Annotated in this window: 15 protein-coding genes and 1 tRNA gene; 10 read left to right on the top strand and 6 right to left on the bottom strand. The window is 63.3% G+C overall.

What is annotated here, in order from left to right; genetic code table 11:
- Nucleotides 1-102: 102 nt before the first annotated feature.
- Nucleotides 103-1,497, bottom strand: coding sequence for a zinc-ribbon domain-containing protein (locus tag QZ647_RS06855; protein ID WP_291271445.1), 1,395 nt, complete (start codon nucleotides 1,495-1,497; stop codon nucleotides 103-105).
- Between the two features lie 534 nt (nucleotides 1,498-2,031).
- Here QZ647_RS06855 and QZ647_RS06850 point away from each other — a divergent pair.
- Together QZ647_RS06850 and QZ647_RS06845 are read left to right on the top strand one after the other, a co-directional pair.
- On the top strand, nucleotides 2,032-3,633 hold the full coding sequence (locus QZ647_RS06850) for a hypothetical protein (RefSeq protein WP_291271444.1): 1,602 nt from the start codon (nucleotides 2,032-2,034) through the stop codon (nucleotides 3,631-3,633).
- Nucleotides 3,630-5,291: a DUF2357 domain-containing protein gene (locus QZ647_RS06845; protein ID WP_291271443.1), complete on the top strand. Its 1,662-nt coding sequence runs from the start codon at nucleotides 3,630-3,632 to the stop codon at nucleotides 5,289-5,291. Before QZ647_RS06850 ends, QZ647_RS06845 begins: the two co-directional genes overlap by 4 nt.
- A 27-nt stretch (nucleotides 5,292-5,318) precedes the next feature.
- Here QZ647_RS06845 and QZ647_RS06840 read toward each other — a convergent pair whose 3' ends face one another.
- Together QZ647_RS06840 and QZ647_RS06835 are read right to left on the bottom strand one after the other, a co-directional pair.
- A complete protein-coding gene (locus QZ647_RS06840; protein WP_291271442.1) occupies nucleotides 5,319-6,929 on the bottom strand; it encodes a DNA cytosine methyltransferase in 1,611 nt (536 codons plus the stop codon).
- The gene (locus tag QZ647_RS06835; RefSeq protein WP_291271441.1) at nucleotides 6,926-7,351 is read right to left on the bottom strand and encodes a very short patch repair endonuclease; all 426 of its coding nucleotides are present in this window, start codon (nucleotides 7,349-7,351) and stop codon (nucleotides 6,926-6,928) included. Before QZ647_RS06835 ends, QZ647_RS06840 begins: the two co-directional genes overlap by 4 nt.
- Before the next feature lie 578 nt (nucleotides 7,352-7,929).
- On the opposite strand from QZ647_RS06835, the gene QZ647_RS06830 reads away from it, so the two are divergent.
- A complete protein-coding gene (locus tag QZ647_RS06830) occupies nucleotides 7,930-8,223 on the top strand; it encodes a hypothetical protein (protein ID WP_291271440.1) in 294 nt (97 codons plus the stop codon).
- A gap of 27 nt (nucleotides 8,224-8,250) precedes the next feature.
- On the top strand, nucleotides 8,251-8,466 hold the full coding sequence (locus tag QZ647_RS06825; protein WP_291271439.1) for a hypothetical protein: 216 nt from the start codon (nucleotides 8,251-8,253) through the stop codon (nucleotides 8,464-8,466).
- Between the two features lie 16 nt (nucleotides 8,467-8,482).
- On the opposite strand, the gene QZ647_RS06820 is transcribed toward QZ647_RS06825, so the two are convergent.
- The 3 genes from QZ647_RS06820 to QZ647_RS06810 form a co-directional block, all read right to left on the bottom strand.
- Nucleotides 8,483-8,986 (bottom strand): hypothetical protein, encoded by a 504-nt coding sequence (locus tag QZ647_RS06820; protein WP_291271438.1) that lies wholly within the window; start codon nucleotides 8,984-8,986, stop codon nucleotides 8,483-8,485.
- Nucleotides 8,987-9,395: 409 nt separating this feature from the next.
- A complete protein-coding gene (locus tag QZ647_RS06815; RefSeq protein ID WP_291271437.1) occupies nucleotides 9,396-9,677 on the bottom strand; it encodes a hypothetical protein in 282 nt (93 codons plus the stop codon).
- Between the two features lie 541 nt (nucleotides 9,678-10,218).
- A complete protein-coding gene (locus tag QZ647_RS06810) occupies nucleotides 10,219-10,935 on the bottom strand; it encodes a FadR/GntR family transcriptional regulator (RefSeq protein WP_291271436.1) in 717 nt (238 codons plus the stop codon).
- Nucleotides 10,936-11,109: 174 nt separating this feature from the next.
- Here QZ647_RS06810 and QZ647_RS06805 point away from each other — a divergent pair, with 174 nt between their 5' ends.
- From QZ647_RS06805 to QZ647_RS06780, 6 genes are all read left to right on the top strand, one after another.
- The gene (locus QZ647_RS06805) at nucleotides 11,110-12,870 is read left to right on the top strand and encodes an L-lactate permease (RefSeq protein ID WP_286353088.1); all 1,761 of its coding nucleotides are present in this window, start codon (nucleotides 11,110-11,112) and stop codon (nucleotides 12,868-12,870) included.
- Nucleotides 12,871-12,973: 103 nt separating this feature from the next.
- Entirely contained in the window at nucleotides 12,974-15,832 is a 2,859-nt protein-coding gene (locus tag QZ647_RS06800; RefSeq protein ID WP_291271435.1) for an FAD-binding and (Fe-S)-binding domain-containing protein, read from the top strand.
- Nucleotides 15,829-16,575 carry a (Fe-S)-binding protein gene (locus tag QZ647_RS06795; RefSeq protein ID WP_291271434.1) on the top strand — a complete coding sequence of 249 codons (747 nt, stop codon included), beginning with the start codon at nucleotides 15,829-15,831 and terminating at the stop codon, nucleotides 16,573-16,575. Before QZ647_RS06800 ends, QZ647_RS06795 begins: the two co-directional genes overlap by 4 nt.
- A complete protein-coding gene (locus tag QZ647_RS06790; protein WP_291271433.1) occupies nucleotides 16,565-17,998 on the top strand; it encodes a LutB/LldF family L-lactate oxidation iron-sulfur protein in 1,434 nt (477 codons plus the stop codon). The genes QZ647_RS06795 and QZ647_RS06790 overlap by 11 nt, the downstream gene beginning before the upstream one ends.
- Nucleotides 17,991-18,653, top strand: a complete 663-nt coding sequence (locus QZ647_RS06785; RefSeq protein ID WP_291271432.1) for a lactate utilization protein — start codon at nucleotides 17,991-17,993, stop codon at nucleotides 18,651-18,653. Before QZ647_RS06790 ends, QZ647_RS06785 begins: the two co-directional genes overlap by 8 nt.
- 36 nt (nucleotides 18,654-18,689) lie before the next feature.
- Nucleotides 18,690-18,766 (top strand) — tRNA-Met (locus tag QZ647_RS06780).
- Nucleotides 18,767-18,842: the final 76 nt, after the last annotated feature.

Here is an 18,842-nt window from a genome sequence, read left to right as displayed (position 1 = left end):
GATTTCAACTCGTGAGCCAGCTATTTTTCGCAAAAATTACGCGAGGTCGATAACCCCTGAAACCTGCACCAGTTCTGGGTCTTGGGCGGGTCATGTGGGGTCTTATGGTTCCTGTCGTTCTCGGCGCGTGGCCCACCCTTCCCGACTGGCCCGGCCTCGATTCTTGTTCCAACAGGTTGGACACCATGATCCCCGCTTAACGCTATTTGGTTTTGCATCCCATTCGTGGCCCTGAGAGCAGCGCCAACGGACCTTGCTAAGAGCATCAAGATATTCAGTCGAAACACACATTCCACCGCGACTGCGCGCAATTGAATTGCATTCCTCGATTGAGCCGCGCTGTGCATCGCGCGCACAAATAGGACACCATGAACCTCGTTTGATGTTCGATGGCGTTGCTTCCCATTCATGTCCATTAGAACAACGCCATTGCAGGTTCAATGTTCTGTTTACATATTCAGACGAAAGGCAGTCGCCACCTTGCGTTTTGGCAATTGATCGGCATTCCTCCAACCTGGCATCAGATTCTGTTTGCCCAGGCGACCACACCTTCTTTCCCACACAGAAGGGGCACCAGGACCCCTTTTTTATCTCAACCGTCTTCGCATCCCAATTATGTCCTTCTGAACATTGCCAGCGAAGTTTTCCACGCTGTTCAATGTATGTTTCAGATAGACATAACCCACCACGTTCTTTTGCAATAGTTTGGCATTCTGTCAGCCGCGCTTGTGCTTCGGTCTGTCCGGGTGACCAGACTTTGAACCCCTGACAATATGGGCACCACGAACCCCGTTGGACGTTGGCCGGGGTCGCTTCCCAATCATGACCTTCGGCGCATCGCCAACGCACGTTTGTCATTCCGCCACCATATGACGAGGAAAGGCAGTCCCCACCACGCTCTCTGGCCAACACGCGGAGTCCGTCAAGAAAACCACGATCGTAGCCCATTGAATCAACGGTCAGACCTTCTGGAATCCGAACAATTACACCCGTTTTTTCCGAAAGTGTAATTGCAAGATACGGCAACATTTCGTCAAGGCGAACGCTGTGGTGGACTTCGATCAACTTGATGCCATGCGCATGACACAGGTCACGCTTGCGTTGATCATCAGCCATGCGAAGTGCCAGTGCGAATTCCCCACTGCGGAAGTGTTTCACTTCACTGAAATGTTGTTCGCCCTGATATTCATAGGCCACTCCGATATCCTTGCAATAACCGTCCAGTTCCATGCGCCCACCGCGTTCGTTCACAAGCCAAGCCGGTCTCGCCTTCGGCCAGGCTTTTCCCGTCAGGGATTCAAGGGCTGCACGACAAAATTCCTCTTTCAATCCACCAGAACATTGCGGACACCACGAACCGCTTTGCACATTTGCCGGGGTCGCTTCCCATTTGTGTCCATCGCTACAGCGCCACAAAAGATTTACCTTCACACCACCGTATTGATCCGAAAGGCAAGCTCCACCACGCGCCTTGGCAAGGGTACGGCATTTATCCAACCGGGCTTCCGATTCGGTTTTCCCGGGTGACCAAATCCTTTTGCCTTTGCAATAGGGGCACCAGCTTCCCGTCCTTATGTTGGAGGGGACCACTTCCCATTCGTGCCCTTCAGAACATCGCCATCGAAGGTCTGTGCGAGCATTTTTGTATTCGATTGACACGCACTCCCCACCCCGTTCGCGGGCAAGGGCTTTCATGTCTTCAAGGGTTAGTCTACGCATCGAAGCGGATTCTGCCCCCAAGACACGCACCCAGCCCACTTTTGCGCGCCATCCGTGTAGAAATCGACACACACCGCAGGGAATCCCCATTCCACAATCCTGGCCCGTGGACCTAGGCCGGCCGCGGTTGTTCGCCTGAAACCTGCGCCAGTCGCGGGGCTTCGGATGGCACCGGATGCGAAGGGTTGAACCACGTGGCATTCGCATCGATTTCAATGGGAATGGACAGGATATGTGACTTTGCGGTCCACAGCCCCAGATGGTAGGCTCCAGCGGTCAACTGGTCTGAAAACGAGTGTGGTCGGAGTCAAGATGCCCAGCATTGCTGAAGACGAATACGGCACTTTCCTGGAATGGCTGGAACGGTCGGTTCCGGGCGCCACCGCCCGCACCGGCAAGCGGGAAGCCCTCAGTGCCAGCAATGGCCCTTTCGCGATGGAGAATGGCGTCCGAGTCGGCCTGTTCAACATCCTCAACGTGGATTTCAAGGCGCTTGCGGATGCCGACGCCCCCTTCAGCTTCCTGACGACATTTGTCCTGCCCAACGGCTGTTTCCTGAATCTAGCCCTGGTCTACAAGGGGAAGCCCGCCCTGAAGGCGCTGGCGGCAAGGCAGACCGCGATCAAGGCCCAGGCCGGGGACACCAGCAAGGTCCGCGTCTATCTTCATGAAGGTTCCCTGTATCTTCGCCAGCCCGGCGGGTCCGTCACCCCAACGCCGGATTCGGATCCCACATCCATCGATCTGGCCGATCCATGGATTGGCATCAGCGTCCCCCCGACGATGGCCTACTACGCTGACGTGAAGCGTGGTGGAACGCTGGACCCGGTTGAGATCTCCTACCTTGAATTCATCCGAAAGCACCTGCCCCCGGTCCCGATCTCCAGGGCCGGCGCATCCACGGCTGCGACCTTCGTGGGCGTGGGTCTTGAACCGGCGGATGTGGACCCAAAGGAGATCGTGAAACGGGTCAAGAACCTGGGCGGGGTCTTCCCCGATACCCTGGTCCACCGCTATCACGTGGCCATGAATCATCAGGCGCAGAAGCACTTCGTCCTGCTGACAGGCATCTCCGGGACCGGCAAAACCCTACTGGCCAGATGCTATTCGTATGCGGTCGTCGGAATCCCGGACCTGAAGCTGGCCAACGACAACTTCATGCTGATCCCGGTACGGCCGGACTGGACCGAACCCGCCCACCTGCTGGGCTACCTGGATTCCGTGACCGGGAAGTACCGGTCCACCCGCTTCCTGGAAGCCCTGATCAGGGCCAACGCCAATCGGGACATGCCGATGTTCGTCTGCCTCGATGAGATGAACCTGGCCCAGCCCGAACACTACTTCGCGGACATCATGAGCGCGATGGAAACGGGCGGCGACATCCATCTGCACGATGTCGACGAGGCGGAAGCCGGCGTTCCGAAGTCCATCCCATGGCCGGCGAACCTCTACATCGTAGGCACCGTGAACATGGACGAGACCACCCGGCCGTTCAGCCCGAAGCTGCTGGACCGGGCCAACGTGATCGACATGAGCGAAGTGGACATCCCCACCTACCTGACCGCCATCGCCTCAGATCCGGCCTGCGCGCACGCGGGCGATGCCGCTTTCGGCGCCTTCATCAATGACCTCCACGCAGCACTTGAGCCATTTGGGCTTCACTTCGGGTACCGGACCGTCAAGGAGATGGTGAAGTTCCTGGGTTTCGCCAATGCGAAGTCCCTGCTGGCGGCCGAAGCCATGGACGTCCAGGTTCACCAGAAGATCCTCACGAAGCTGAAGGGCAGTAGGCGCCATTCGGGCGTGCTCGACCAGTTGGAGACCCTGTTCGCGGGCCTGCCCAAGTCCCTGGCGAAGGTGCGCCAGATGAAGCAGGATCTCGATGAATTCGAGTCCTTCCAATACTGGTCATGAGCAAGGCCAGGATCGACCTTCGCCTTCCGGATGGCGAAGTGTTCCAGCTCCACCCGGCCACCGATCCGGTGCCGGAAGGGCGGTTGGCGGAGGGCATGGATGTCCACCTGGTCACCACCCATCCCCCGGAAACGGACGTCTACGCCCTGCAACTGTCCCTCAATGACCAGCCACTGGTCTGCATCGCGAAGTCGCCGACCTGCGCGTGGTGGCCATGGTCCATCGGATTCCACGCCGGGACTGCCGAACTGAAGCTGGTCAGTCCCGGCGAAGCCCCGCTGCAGGTGACGGTCACGACCGACCCCGCCACGGCGAAGCTGACGCGGGATGACTACCTGAAGATGATCGGGGACATCATCGATGATTCCCTGGCGATCGCGTCGATCGCGGGACACAAGGTCGGCTTCGATCGCGGTCTGGACCGCCCTCCCGAGATCGCCAGGTTTGAATACCTCAGCCGCTGGTTCAGCAGGATGGAACACGCTGTCCGAGAGATTGACCGCGCCCCGTGGCTGAACGGGGAACGGCATCAGAAGATGGTCCCGTTCGGACATGGCGGGATCACCACGCCCATGGCCCTGGCAAGGGCGCTGCGAAGCGCCAAGCGCCTACCGGACGCGGAACTGGACCGCCTTGAACCGTCCGTCCGGAAGGTGATCGATCGTCTTGGTGGGCGTTACCCCGAAATGGTCTCCCGGACCATCCTCCAGACCGACAACAGGCGCCGTGAGCATTCCGATATGCTCGCCGTGCTTCACATGTGGCAGGGATTCCTGGCCAGGGTGCAGAAGTCCCTTGATCGGCTGGAGAGGGAACGCCGCCCGGCACCACCGTTGATGCGCAAGCGCGTCACGGGCATGCTCCAGCGCCTGATGCGGCTGACCACCCTGCCGCTGTTCGATGGGGTCAAGCCGACCTACGGCGGCATCCAGACCAGCCACGTCTTCCGTAGGGTTCCGGCCTACCGGACCTTCCATGAGACCTATCGGGCCTTCATGGCGGGCATCGGGGACATCGCCGGCGACTTCATGGACATCCCCGTCAACCGGACCTACGACCTCTATGAGTTCTGGTCCTTCCTTCGGATCCTCCGGGCGGCATCCGGACTGCTTGGCGCGGAAGGCTGGAAGGAGACCCTGGAGGACCGGATGTCCCAGGGCTGCCTCACCGTCAAACTGGACGCGAAACCCTTCAAGTTCGGCCCCTACCGGCTGACCTTCCAGCCGACCTATGGGGAGATCTGGAAGGTCCCGGCCCCCGCGGTGGGAAGCTATTCCCGCCCCATGAACCCGGACATCGCGATCGACGTGGAAGCCCCTGGCAAGTGGGTCCCGACGGTGATCCTGGACGCGAAATACCGGGTGGAACAGGCGCTGGATTCCGCCATCGCCTCCACCCACATGTACAAGGACGCCCTGGTCATGGCTCGCGCTGGCGGCGTCATGGAACACCCGATCCGAAGCGCGTTCCTGCTGACACCCAACCGGGAGGTCAGGGACCGGGGGGCGGAATGGCGGGAATCGGATTCACCGGAAGTGTTCTTCCAGAAGGGATACCACCGGGAATACCGGTTCGGGGCCATCTCGATGCGACCGGGCATGGGGGTCAGCCAGGTCCAGGAACTCCTGGCTTCCGTCCTGCCCCCCATACCCGCCTGATGGGCCGGGCCGGATAGGCCCAACACGTCAGAGGATGTAGCCGACCCTGATGTCCTTCAGTTCCTTCGCCCCGAGCGCCGCGCGGATGTTCCGGGCCAGCGCATAGGCCATCAGGGGCGGGACCGCGTTGCCGATCTGCTTGAAGGCCGGGTTGATGGTGCCCTCGAACAGGAACCCGTCCGGGAAGGACTGCAGGCGCGCGCCATCCCGGACGGAGATGGTCCGACCCTGCCCGTTGTCCGGGTGGATGTGCGAATAGGAATCCTTGCCCAGGTGCGCCAGCAGCGTCCGGGACGGCATGTCGGCCTCCAGCTTCCGCCACTTATTCGGGAACTTGCTGGCGTCATAGGGTGGGACGAACGAATCCCACAGCACCTGCCATGCCTTGGTGCCTTCGGCCGGGGCGTGCCCCTTCCGCTGCAGCTTCCGGTATTCCTCCTTGAACATGGTCACGGCCATCGCATACGCCTGGGGATACTGGTCCCCCGGCTTCATCCGCTTGAAGAGCTTGAAGTCACGGGGCAGGTAGCGGATGACGTGGTCATACACCCCGTCCCTGGCCTCGAACCCGGGCCACTCCCGCATCAGGCGCGCGTAGCCGGTATGGGGTTCGCTGCCGTAGGGCAAGGGCTTGTCGAACCGCTTGGCGCCCCGGATCAGATCCCCGTCCTTCAGCAGCTTGGCCGCGTCAAGGAACGGAAGGTCATAGATCGCCTGTTCCACCGTGATGGACGGCGGGAGGCCAACCTTGGGCACGGGCGGCCGTTCAAGGTGGTTTTCGTCGCTGCTGAAGATGTCATCGTTGAAAAGGCTCCCACCACCCCCACGGGTCGCCTTCAGTGCCACCACCCGCGTGTGCTCATACCCCGAAGGCAGGTTCACGAAGTGGGTCGGTTTGGGGAACTCGAAGCTGCGCTTGGCAACGCCGTGGATGGCGACCAGGAACATCCGTTCACGCATCTGCGGGACGCCATAGTAGGCGCTGTTCAGCAGGGTGTACTTGCAGGAATAGCCTTCCGCTTCCAGGATCTCGCACACTTCCTGGGAGATGTTGTGCCCGCCGTAGTTCAGGACGTCCGGCACATTCTCCATCAGGATCGCCAGCGGCCGGGTGGCCCGAATGTAGGCCAGGTAACGCAGGTAGAGGTTCCCGCGCGGATCCTGCTTGAACGCCTGGGGGTGGCTGTCCACCTCGCGCAGCTTGGCCCGTCCCACACGGGCGAAAGCCTGACAGGGCGGGCCGCCGACCAGGACATCGACGGAATCGTCCACGGGGCCTTTGATCCCCAGCCCCGCAAGGAATTCGGGTGGGTCCAGCTTGGTGATGTCCCTCGGGAGGCCCAGCGTCGCCGGGTCGGCGTGGGGCGCGTGCTTCCCGAAGTTCCTGGCGAAGGACAGCGCCGCGAAGGGATCGATCTCCACCGCGCCGACCGTCTGGTAGCCGGCCGCGTGGAAACCCAGGGCGATGCCGCCGCAGCCCGCGAACAGGTCTAGGGTGCGGATCTCCCCCCCGTCCTGGATCCGCTTGAGCTTCCTTGCCATGAGCGCCTTCACCTTGGCCTTGGACGGTTCGGGCGTCGTCTCCGCGCCTTCCACCACGCCGGATTTCGGTGAGCAATGCGAACGATCGGTCTTCATTGATGGTCTTCCTCAGGTGAATGCAACACTTCCAATACCGTCCTGGTGACCGATGCCAGATCCGCCTCCAGGTCGTGTTCCCACACCCTGATCACGGACCAGCCCATGGACCGGAGCACCAGGACCTGCTTGGCATCCCTGGCCCGGTTGCCGTCCAGCTTGTCCCGCCAGAACGCGACGTTGGTTTTCGGCCTGACCCCATGCTCCGGGCAGCAGTGCCAGAAGCAGCCGTCCACGAAGATGGCCAGCCGCCGGCGGGTGAACGCGATGTCGACCCTTCCGACCCCCGGGATCCGGTAGTCCACCCGGAAGCGGGCACCACGCGCGTGCAGTTCCTTGCGCAGGGCCAGTTCCGGCGAGGTGTCCCGGCCGCGGATTCGCGCCATGACCTCGGATCGTGTCAGCGGGGTCGCCTTTCCCATCACGGCCACGCACGAACGGGGTCGGTGCCGAATCCGGCACTGGCATGAAGAAATGGGGAAGACATTCGGGTTCCAATGGGTGGCCTGTTCATTTAGATAGTGTTCTTTCCGCGCGCCGGAATCAACCGCTAAACCTGGTGGGTCATGCCGTTTCAAGTGTTGTAAGTTTTATATTTATGGAAAACGGTTTGCCCAACTTCAATGAATACGGCACCCATATGCCATCCGGTCATATCGAAATCCCGGGATGCCCCTGCCACATGACTACCCCCGGCAAGGCTTCCACCTTAGAGCGGACGTCCGGGAATTGGAGCCCACCAATTGCCTCATGATCCCCGCGGGTCCGCCGGGCCGATTCCACCTCCCTCCCAAGACCCCCTCGACGGCTCAGAATGGGGCCGCGCGACGAACTGACAGACCAGCCGCCTGAAAGGACACCGGACATGGGCATGATCGACTGGAGGCCCTTCCCGGCGGCATTCCCGATCCTGTTCGGGGAAAAGGAACGGATCCTTTCCCTCAGTGCGGGACCGGGCTGGCACCCGCTCATATGGGACCTCTGCACGGCCCTGGAGGGCATGGCCCGCCAGCAGTTGGCTGAAGGCCAAGCGCCGATGCGCGCCTGTCAGGTGAAGGAGAAATACGGAACCCTGCGCTTCTACCTGACTGGCGGGTCCGTGTCCGATGAGGCGATTGAACTGACCGAAGCTGCCGAGGAACAGTCCGCCACCATCTGCGAGACCTGCGGCAAGCCCGGAATGACCGGCTCGGTGGGCGACTGGCTGCTGACCTACTGCCCGAAACACCGGCGGGAAGCCCTGAAGAAGGCCAGGGACAGGCGCAAGTCAGTGGCCGGGCCGGTTTCGGACTAGAATTGGGCTTCACCACAAGGGCCGCCCATGAAGATCGTTCTGCTGGAAGTCGATCCCAATCCCAACGGCGCTTGGGATCCGGACACCGAAACGGAACTCGGGGTCTTCGACAGCCGCGAGGCAGCCATCGCATTTTCCCGTGAAAGCCTGCAAGAGGAAGGTTTCGACATCGAAGAGATTGATCTGATGCCTGTCGCCGGTTCACCCGGGAGTCGCTTCCAATTGCGGGAAATCAGCGACTGATCCAGCCACAGAGGGTTCATCCCCTTGGTTCACCGTGTGGGTAAAGGGCGCGCCATTCCTTCAGCTTTATCGACTGCCTGTCACGGCCATCACCATTCGGATGCCGGGGGGTGTAAAGGGTTCGGATCCTGGCACCAGCGGGGATCTGACCGTCCCACTTCCTGGCTTTGGTGAGATCCAGAAATCCGTCCACCCACAACCCTTCAGGCAGGGTGGTGATCTTCGTGTTCCCAAGATCCAGGCTGCCGGAGATGTGCAGTCCCTTACCAAGGGTCCTGACGGGGGAATCCCGCAGAAACAGGTCCGCCGTCAGGTTTTCCGGAAGGTCCTTCACGGAAAGCTTCTCCATGAACATGGGACCAGTGACGGTCAGGTCCCTGGGCAGCGAGGTGATCCATTTCATGCCACCGGACAGGTTCTGGAGGTAGTCGTAACAGATGGTGCGCCCTTCCAGGATGAAGTTCATCGCGGCGTTGGCGCCCTTGGGATCCACCTGCGCGATGCCCTGCAGGACGATCATGGCCTTCTCGAGATTCCGCATGGCCTCGTGGCGCAGGAAGTTCCGGGGCACGGCCGCCAAGGCCGGAAACGCGGCCGGATCCATCCCCGCTGCGATCATGGACACCACGGCATCCCAGCGGTCCATCCCGGTCGCCACGAGCGCATCGATGGCCCCGCTGATGTCATCCGGTCCCACGGATGCGGTGACAGCACCCGGAACCAGGGATTCGGGTCGGTTCAACCCCACCGAAGGTGACAATCCCCTACCCATCGCACGCCCCCTTGGCCCATCCCAAGGGTGGCATGTGCGGAATCGCTAGAATCCGCACACATCCGGCCTTGGGATCTTTGTGGCGGTCAGGCTTCTCACGCGTTTTCACCCGTGGCCAAGCCCAGCCGTCACCCCTGCGGGTTCCCCGCTGGTCAGGTCATCCGACATCACACTGCTTGGAATGCCAGCCGAGGTGGGTGCTGATCCGTTTGATGGCCTGGTCCGCCCTGTAGCTGCAGCCTTCGCCTTCGTAGATGGCGATCGCATCGAAGGGATCGGATTCGGTGTTGGCTCCCGTGTCGCGCTTCTTCTGGCCCAGGAAGTGGCCGACCACGACCGACATCGGCTTGTCCCCGGGGCCTTCCGGCTGGAAGTGCTCCGCCACGATGGACCGGTAGGCGGTCGAGTTGAAAAGTCCTTCCTTGCTCTTGATCCACATGGTCACCTCATCGAGGGGTGCGGGAAACGGATCAGCCCGATCGCGCGATCCGAATCTTGATGCCAAGGCTTTTCCTCGGGCCACATCGCCCCTGAACGAAGGATGGATGACGGGCAGGCCGCCCCGGCATTTCGCCCCAAGATCCCCATCGGCCCACCCGGCCGACGCAAGCGCACTCGCCAGCCTCAGTCCCTGCCTCCCAATGCAACTTACAGCCACTCTCACTGCCGAAAACGGGGCATCTTCAAGAAAAAAGGGGCACCAAAACGACATTGATCTTAGTTTTTGCGTCTATCGCGCACGCATTAGCTGTTTGCCATCAGCCCATTGGGATCCGTCTGCACTCGGCGACAAACTATGCTTCCGTTTTGCACGCAGCGACAAACTATGGTTTCACCCTTCTTGAAAAGTGGCCGATTTTGGGCACAAAAAGGACTCCCGGAGGGGCCCTTCGAGGGTTGGGGCGACAAACTATGGTTCCCAAAAGCGACAGACTTTTGTTCACGACACAGGCACAGGAAGTGCCCTCGTCACCGCTTGTCTAGACGATCCACTTCCTCAGCTCGTCTTCCGCGAAGATCAGGTGGCTCAGCATGGCTTTGGAGGCCATCTGAGGCGAGCCGGATCGAATGGCGGCGAGGATCTCGGAGTGCTGGTCGATGATCTTCTGGGCGTTCTGGATGTTGTCGTGGTACAGCTGGCGGCGGGCCACGGAGTTGGCCTTGGCGAACTCTTCCGAGACGGTCTTGAACAGCTTGGTCAGAAGGCTGTTGTGGGTGGCCTCGGCGACCGCGTGGTGGAAGGCGGCATCGAACTCCTCGCCTTTCTCGGGGTCCTGGACATTCAGCCGTTCCTTCATGCTCTCGAGCATGGATTCGATCTGATCCAGCTCCTCGAGGGTGGCGCGCTCTGCGGCGAGGCTGGCGGTGGCCGTCTCGAAGATCCGCCGCATCTCGAACATGTCGAGCAGCGAGCTGCGCTCGACGGCAAGGAACATCGCGAGCGGTCGGATGATGTCGTCGGTCTCGCTGCTCCGGACGAAGGTGCCTTCTCCCGGGCGGATGTCGATGACGCCGAGCATCTCGAGGGTGCGGATGGCCTCGCGTACCGAGGCACGGCTGACCTGGAACCGCTCGGCCAGTTCCCGCTCGGCCAGCAGTTTGTCCCCGGGCTTCAGCTTCCCGTCGGTGATGAGCTGTTTGATCTGCTCGACGATCTCTTCGTAGAGCCGCTTGGTCTTGATGGGGGTGAATTCCATGGGGTTCGCTTTATATGAGGTGCTTAAGTCCATAAAAAATAACACATGCAAAGTGTGATCAAAAGCAGAAGGTGTTTTTATGGTCTGACCACTAGACCCATTGTAATCTTCCTCCAGGTTCTTTTCCTAAACTACCTCTTCATCCCCTACTCCCCCCACCCAACTGGAGGCTGCATGACCCCGTGGACCCAAGTCTATTCCCCCGTCATGGGGAATATCTTCCTCTCCGCACTGGTGGCAGCTTTGCCAGTCTTCGTGCTGTTGGGCTTCCTGGCCAAACATGTCAAGGCCCACTACTCGGCCATCCTGGGCCTCCTCACCTGTTACGCGGTGGCCGTCCTGATCTACAAGATGCCCGCGGGCATGGCCAGCATGGCCGCCGTGCACGGCGCCCTGTTCGGTCTGATGCCCATCGGCTGGATCGTGCTGAACGCCATCTTCATCTACGACATCACCGTGAAGTCCGGGGATTTCGAAGTGGTGAAGCACTCCATCGCCGGCCTGGCCGGTGACCGCCGCATCCAGGCCCTGCTGATCGCCTTCAGCTTCGGCGCCTTCATCGAGGGCGCCGCCGGCTTCGGCACGCCCGTGGCGATTTCCGCGGCCATGCTGATCGGCCTGGGCTTCCGCCCCCTCCAGGCCGCCGGTCTGGCCCTCATCGGCAACACCGCTCCCGTGGCCTACGGCGCCCTGGGCAGTCCCCTGATCGCCCTCGCCGGCGTGACCGGCCTGCCCCTGGACATGCTCAGCGCCGCCGCGGGCCGCATCCTGCCCATCTTCTCGCTGATCGTGCCCTTCTGGATCATCTGGACCATGGCCGGGCGGAAAGCCATGATGGAAGTCTGGCCGGCCTGCCTCGTGGCCGGTGGCAGCTTCGCCATCACGCAGTTCGCGGTGAGCAACTTCCACGGCCCCTGGCTGGTGGACATCATCGGCGCCATCGTCTCCATGGTGGCCCTGGTCCTGTTCCTGAAGGTCTGGCAGCCCAAGACCACCTGGCGCTATGAGCACGAGCGTGAAGATGCCCACGCGGTGAAGGTCGAACAGCCCGCCGGCAAGGTCGTCAAGGCCTGGCTGCCCTGGGTGTTCCTGTCCCTGTTCGTGTTCGCCTGGGGCACGCCCCAGGTCAAGACCTTCCTCAACGGCGGCACCAAGGACAAGCCGAACTTCCTCTACGGCTACACCGTCAAGAACTTCGAGATCCCCCTGCTCCACAAGAATGTGATCAAGGCTCCCCCCGTCGTGGCCAAGCCTTCCGCTGAAACCGCGGTCTGGACCTTCAACTGGCTCTCGCTGACGGGCACCAGCCTTCTCCTGGCCGGCATTCTCAGTGGCCTCGTGGCGGGCTTCAGCTTCCTGGAACTCGTCAAGATCTTCGGCAAGACCGTCAATCGCGTGAAGATCTCCCTGCTGACCATCGCCGCCATGCTGGGCCTTGGTTTCGTCTCCAAGTCCGCGGGCCTGGACGCCACCATGGGCCTCGCCTTCGCCAGCACCGGCGTGCTGTTCCCCTTCTTCAGCGCCATGCTGGGCTGGCTGGGCGTGGCCCTGACCGGCAGCGACACCTCCGCCAATGTGCTGTTCGGTGGCCTCCAGAAGATCACTGCCCAGCAGCTGGGCCTGAACCCGATCCTCACCGCCGCGGCCAATACCACCGGCGGCGTCATGGGCAAGATGATCGACGCCCAGAGCCTCGTGGTGGCCTCCGTGGCCACCAACCAGCAGGGCGAGGAGGGCACCATCCTCCGTTATGTGTTCTTCCACAGCCTGGCCCTGGCGGCCATGGTCGGCGTCGTGGTCTTCCTCTATGCGAAGGTCCTGCCCGCCAACTGGATGCCTCAGCTTCCTCCCGCCGCGCCTGCGGCGGTGACGGCACCCGCCCCCGTTGCCCCGGCCGCTCCGGCGACCGTGCCCGCCCCTGCCCCGGCCAAGTAGCTCTGGCCCAGGCGCTCTCGTACTGAATGACCCCGGGTCCCGCCGACAGCTCCAACCGTCGGCGGGACCTTTTGCCGCCCCCCGTGGGAAGAGGATGTTTCTCATGAGCACTGCCGCCATCGCCACTTCCTTGAAGGAAGCCCTCGTTGCCATCGTCGGCCCGGATCGCGTTCTGGATCGACCCGTCGACCTGATCGCCTTCGCCTCCGATGCGAGCTTCTACCGCCTCATCCCCAAGGCGGTGGTCTTCGCAGGCAGCGTGGACGAGGTCCGGGCCCTGTTCCGGCTGAGCCGCGAGTTCCAGGTCCCCATGACCTTCCGGGCTGCGGGCACGAGCCTGTCCGGGCAGTCGGTCTCCGACGGCATCCTCGTGGAAGTCGCCCGCAACTGGCGCGGCATTCAGGTGCTGGAGGGCGGCGCCAAGGTGAAGGTGCAGCCCGGCGTCATCGGCGCCCATGTGAACCACGCCCTGCGCCCCTACCGCGCCAAGATGGGGCCTGATCCGGCCTCCATCAACACCTGCACTGTGGGCGGCATCCTCTCCAACAACTCCAGTGGCATGTGCTGTGGCGTGACCCAGAACGCGTACCACACCCTGGAATCCCTGACCTTCGTCCTGCCTTCGGGCACCGTGATCGATACGGCCGCTGCGGACGCGGATGCACGCTTCCGAGAGGCAGAACCGGCACTGGCCGAAGGGCTGCTCAAGCTGAAGGCCGACCTGGAAGCCAACCAGCCGCTGGCCCAGCGCATCCGCGCCAAGTACAAGATGAAGAACACGACGGGCTATTCCCTCAACGCCTTCATCGACTACGAACGCCCGGTGGACATCTTCCGCAACCTCCTGGTGGGCTCGGAAGGCACCCTGGCCTTCATCGCCGAGGCCGTGCTGAACTCCGTGCCAGACCTGCCCGTGAAGGTGACGGGTTTCCTGATCTTCTCTGACCTGCATGCGGCCTGCGCGGCCATCGTGCCCCTGCGGGATGCCGGTGCCGCGGCCCTGGAGCTGCTGGACCGGGCCTCGCTGCGGTCCGTGGAGAACCAGGCTGGCACACCCCCCACCATCAAGACCCTGCCCGAGGGCGCCGCGGCGCTGCTGGTGGAGTTCCAGGGCAAGGATGAGTCCGCCCGGGCAGATCTGGAGCGCCGAGCGCTGGCCGCCGCCGCGGACCTCACGCTGCTCGAGCCCGCCCGCTTCACCCACGATCCCGTGGAGCAGGCCCTCATGTGGAAGATCCGCTCTGGCACCTTCCCGTCCGTGGGCGCGGTGCGTCAGCGGGGCACCACCGTGCTGATCGAGGATGTGGCCTTCCCCATCGAGAAACTGGCGGATGCCGCGGTGGATCTCACCAAGCTCTTCGTCAAGCACCGCTATGACGAGGCCATCCTCTTCGGGCACGCCAAGGACGGCAACCTGCACTTCGTCATCACCCAGTCCTTCAACGATCAGGCCGCCGTGGACCGTTACTCGGCCCTCATCGACGATGTGGTGGAACTGGTGGTGAAGAAATACGATGGTGCCCTGAAGGCCGAGCACGGCACGGGCCGCAACATGGCGCCCTTCGTGGAAGCCGAGTGGGGACCCGAGGCCAAGGCCGTGATGGAACAGCTCAAGGCCCTGGTGGATCCCCAGCGCCTGCTGAACCCCGGCGTCATCCTCAATGCCGATCCCAAGTGCCACCTGTCCGACCTCAAGCCCATGCCGGGCGTGGAAGAGGAAGTCGACAAGTGCATCGAGTGCGGCTACTGCGAGCCCAAGTGCCCCAGCCGCGAGTTGACGCTCACGCCGCGCCAGCGCATCGTGGTGCGCCGCGAGATGGCCCGGCTGGAAACCAACCGCGAGGATCCCGCCCTGCTCTCCTCCCTGCGGGAAGCCTTTCCCTACATGGCCCTGGATACCTGCGCGGTGGATGGCCTGTGCGCCACGGCCTGTCCCGTGGGCATCGACACCGGCCAGCTCACCAAGCGCTTCCGCCGGGCCAACCACAGCCGCCGGGCGCAGAAGATCGCCCTGTCCGTGGCCCGCAACTTCGCTTCGGTGGAGCCGGCCATGCGCCTGGCCCTGCGCAGCGGCCACATCGTGCAGAGCCTCTTCGGCCCCAAGGTGATGCCCTTCATCACCCGTGCCATGAAGGCCTTCGGCGCCTCCCACCAGTGGAGCCCCGAGATGCCGAAGCCCGCCAAGGCCGCCCTCCCGGTGACCAAACTGGAGGGCGCGCAGGCCATCTACTTCCCCGCCTGCATCTCCCGCATGATGGGCTACCTGCCCGGGGAGCCCGAGGAGCTGAGCCTGGTGGAAGCGCTCGTGAAGGTGGCGGAGCGCGCCGGGTACCCCGTCCACATCCCCTTCGATGTGGAAGGCACCTGCTGTGGCGTGCCCTTCTCCTCCAAGGGCTATGACGAGGCCCACCGCTACACGGTGAACCACGCCATCGAGAAGTTCTGGGAGTGGAGCCAGCAGGGCCGCCTGGCCATCGTGATGGACACCAGCCCCTGCACTTACGGCGTTATCACCAGCCGCGGGTACCTCACGCCCGAGAACCAGGCCCGGTTCGACAAGCTGAAGATCATCGACAGCACGGCCTTCGCCAACGAGGTGCTCCTGCCCCGCCTGAAGGTGACGCGAAAGGTCGGTTCCGTGGTCCTCCACCCCGTCTGCTCCGTGACGAAGATGAACCTCCTGCCCCAGCTGGAAGGCGTGGCCAAGGCCTGCGCCGACAAGGTCCTGGTCCCGCGGGATGCAGGCTGCTGCGGCTTTGCGGGTGACCGGGGCTTCACGCACGCGGAGCTGACGGCCTCGGCCACCAAGCACGAAGCCCGCGAAGTGAAGACCCAGTCCTTCGATGGCTACTACGCCAGCAGCCGCACCTGCGAGGTGGGCATGACCCGGTCCACGGGCCAGGTCTACCGAAGCTTCCTATACTTGCTCGAGTCCGCAACCCGCCCGGAGGCCTCCAAGTGAATGGATCGAAACCCAAAAAGGTCTACTTCTACGGCACTTGCCTGGTGGACCTGTTCTTTCCCGATGCAGGCATGGCGGGCATCCAGCTCCTGCGTGAAGCCGGAGTGGAGGTGGTCTTCCCCGAGGGCCAGACCTGCTGCGGCCAGCCCGCCTTCAACTGCGGCTACTGGGAGGAGGCCCGCGAGGTGGCGCGCACCCAGGTGGCGCTCTTCCCCCAGGATCTGCCTGTGGTCCTGCCCTCCGGCAGCTGTGCGGGCATGATGAAGGTCCACTATCCCGAGCTTTTCCATGGGCAGCCGGACGAGGCTAAGGTCCGCGCCTTCAGCGCCCGGGTCTACGAGTTGACCCAGTTCCTTGTGGATGTGCTGGATGTGAAGCTGAAGGATCTGGGCGAACCCGTGAAGGTCACCTGGCACAGCTCCTGCCACGCGGTCCGCGACCTTGGCTTGAAGGGCGAGCCCCAGGCGCTCATCGGCCAGCTCGCCCATGTGGAACTGGCGCCCCTGACCCGGGAGCACGAGTGCTGCGGCTTCGGCGGCACCTTCTCAGTGCGGCAGCCGGAGATCTCCGCGGCCATGTCCTGCGACAAGGCCGCGGATGCCGAAGCGACCGGCGCATCCGTGGTCCTTTCCACAGATGGTGGCTGCCTGCTCAATGTGAATGGCACCCTGGAAGCCAAGAACAGCAAGCTCAAGGTCCAGCATGTCGCCGAATTCCTGTGGGAGCGCACCCGTGCACGCTGAGACTGAAGTCCACTTCCGCGATGCCGCCGCCAAGGCCTTGCTGGATCCCCAGCTCCGGGCCAATTTCCGCCGCGCCATGGATGGCCTCATCACCAAGCGCAAGGCCCAGTTCCCGGATCCCCGCGACCTGCAGGATCTCCGCGACCTGAGCACGGCCATCCGCTCCCGGAGCCTGCTGAACCTGCCGGAACTGCTCGAGCAATTCGAGGCCAACTGCACGAAGAATGGCATCAAGGTCCACTGGGCGGAGACCTGCGAGCAGGCCAACGAGCTGATCCTGGGCATCATGCAGGCCAAGGGCGCCAAGACCCTGGTCAAGGGCAAGAGCATGGTCTCCGAGGAGATGCACCTCAACGCCTTCCTCGAATCCAAGGGCATCGAGGCCCTGGAATCCGATCTGGGCGAGTACATCATCCAGCTCGATGGCGAGACGCCGAGCCACATCATCATGCCGGCCATCCACAAGAACAAAGACCAGATCGCCCGGCAGTTCAGCCAGAAGATCAAGGACGCGAAGTACACCGAGGATGTGGACGAGCTCACGGCCATGGCCCGGAAGGTGCTGCGCCAGAAGTTCCTGGATGCGGATGCGGGCCTGTCCGGCGTGAACTTCGCCGTCGCGGAAACCGGCACCCTGTGTCTGGTGGAAAACGAGGGCAACGGCCGCATGAGCACCCATGTGCCGCCCCTCCACATCGCCGTCATGGGCCTGGAGAAGGTCGTGGCGAGGCTGGAGGATGTGGCGCCGCTCTACGCCATCCTCACGCGCTCGGCCACCGGCCAGGCGGTGAGCACCTACTTCAACATGATCACCGGCCCCCGGGGCGCGGGCGAGAAGGATGGCCCCCAGGAAGTCCACCTGGTCATCCTCGACAACGGTCGCTCGCGGATCTACGCCGATCCCCAGCTGCGCGCCACCCTGCGCTGCATCCGCTGCGGCGCCTGCATGAACCACTGCCCGGTCTACACCCGCGTGGGCGGTCACGCCTACGAGGCCGTCTACCCCGGTCCCATCGGCAAAATCCTCACGCCGCAGATGGAGGGTGTGGGCGTGCGCCATGACCTGATTCACGGCTCCAGCCTCTGCGGGGCTTGCGGAGAGGTCTGCCCCGTGGAGATCCCCATTCCGGAAATCCTGGTGCGTCTCCGCCGCGAGGCCACCCACGAGGATCTGGGATCGACCGTGGCCGGCAAGGGGACGGGCCGCACCGCCACCGAGGACTGGGCCTGGCGCCTCTGGGCCGGCGTCACCAAGCGCCCCGTCCTCTACCGGATCGCCACCTGGTTCGCCACCCGCTTCGGAAAGGCCCTGCCCGCCGGCGCGCCCCTGATCAAGAACTGGACCCAGTCCCGCACCAAGCCCGTGCCCGCCCGCCGCTCGCTCAGCGAACGGATGCGCGCCGAGGGAGGCCCCCATGCCTGATCCCCGCACCGCCATCCTTGGCCGACTCCGCGCTGCCGGCGATTCCGGTCCCCTGCCCGCCCTCGACACCGCCGTGCTCGAGCGCCGCCAATGGCCCGCCGCGGAGCGGGTGGCCCGGCTCCGGAAAGGCATGGAGGCCGTCCATACGGAATTCCTCGACGCCACGCCGGCCACCTGGCCCGCCGTGGTACGCGCCTTCTGCGACCGCGAGGGCCTGAAGAACCTGCTCTTCGGTCCCGCCTGCCAGGATGGCGCGGCCCTGGCGGCCGCCTGGGCGCCCGGCGGGACCCGGCTGATGCCGTACGACCGCCCCGTGGAAGCCTTCAAACAGGAACTCTTCGGCGAGGTGGATGCGGGCTTCACCAGCACGGTGGGCGGCGTCGCCGAAACCGGCGGCCTCCTGCTGATGCCCGGTCCCGCCGAGCCCCGGCTCATGTCCTTGGTGCCGCCCATCCACATCGCGCTGCTGCGGGCTTCCACGATCCAGGACAGCTTCTGGTCCGCCGTGAAGGCCCTGGGCTGGGGCCGCGCCCTGCCGCCCAACGCGCTGATGATCTCCGGCCCCAGCAAGACCGCCGACATCGAGCAGACCCTGGCCTATGGCGTACACGGTCCCAAGCGCCTCATCGTCGTGCTGGTGGACGATCTGGCGTAGACGCAGGCCCACGCCCGCGCTACACTGCTCCTTCATGGCTGGGTAGCTCAGGTGGTTAGAGCGAGGGTCTCATAATCCCTAGGTCGGCAGTTCGAGTCTGCCTCCAGCCACCACTCAACAAACCGGAGCCGAGCGGCTCCGGTTTTGCTGTACGCCCACCCAAGCCAACAGGTCCGAACGGCCGGGAAG

This window comes from Geothrix sp. (assembly GCF_020622065.1).
Taxonomy (GTDB): Bacteria; Acidobacteriota; Holophagae; order Holophagales; family Holophagaceae; genus Geothrix.
This window is presented reverse-complemented; position numbering and strand designations above follow the sequence as displayed.

Excerpts from the sequence above, each read along its gene's own strand:
- QZ647_RS06850 (WP_291271444.1), top strand. The coding sequence starts at position 2,032 with ATGCCCAGCATTGCTGAAGACGAATACGGCACTTTCCTGGAATGGCTG.
- QZ647_RS06845 (WP_291271443.1), top strand. The coding sequence starts at position 3,630 with ATGAGCAAGGCCAGGATCGACCTTCGCCTTCCGGATGGCGAAGTGTTC.
- QZ647_RS06840 (WP_291271442.1), bottom strand. The coding sequence starts at position 6,929 with ATGAAGACCGATCGTTCGCATTGCTCACCGAAATCCGGCGTGGTGGAA.
- QZ647_RS06835 (WP_291271441.1), bottom strand. The coding sequence starts at position 7,351 with ATGGGAAAGGCGACCCCGCTGACACGATCCGAGGTCATGGCGCGAATC.
- QZ647_RS06830 (WP_291271440.1), top strand. The coding sequence starts at position 7,930 with ATGGCCCGCCAGCAGTTGGCTGAAGGCCAAGCGCCGATGCGCGCCTGT.
- QZ647_RS06825 (WP_291271439.1), top strand. The coding sequence starts at position 8,251 with ATGAAGATCGTTCTGCTGGAAGTCGATCCCAATCCCAACGGCGCTTGG.
- QZ647_RS06820 (WP_291271438.1), bottom strand. The coding sequence starts at position 8,986 with ATGATCGTCCTGCAGGGCATCGCGCAGGTGGATCCCAAGGGCGCCAAC.
- QZ647_RS06815 (WP_291271437.1), bottom strand. The coding sequence starts at position 9,677 with ATGTGGATCAAGAGCAAGGAAGGACTTTTCAACTCGACCGCCTACCGG.
- QZ647_RS06810 (WP_291271436.1), bottom strand. The coding sequence starts at position 10,935 with ATGGAATTCACCCCCATCAAGACCAAGCGGCTCTACGAAGAGATCGTC.
- QZ647_RS06805 (WP_286353088.1), top strand. The coding sequence starts at position 11,110 with ATGACCCCGTGGACCCAAGTCTATTCCCCCGTCATGGGGAATATCTTC.
- QZ647_RS06800 (WP_291271435.1), top strand. The coding sequence starts at position 12,974 with ATGAGCACTGCCGCCATCGCCACTTCCTTGAAGGAAGCCCTCGTTGCC.
- QZ647_RS06785 (WP_291271432.1), top strand. The coding sequence starts at position 17,991 with ATGCCTGATCCCCGCACCGCCATCCTTGGCCGACTCCGCGCTGCCGGC.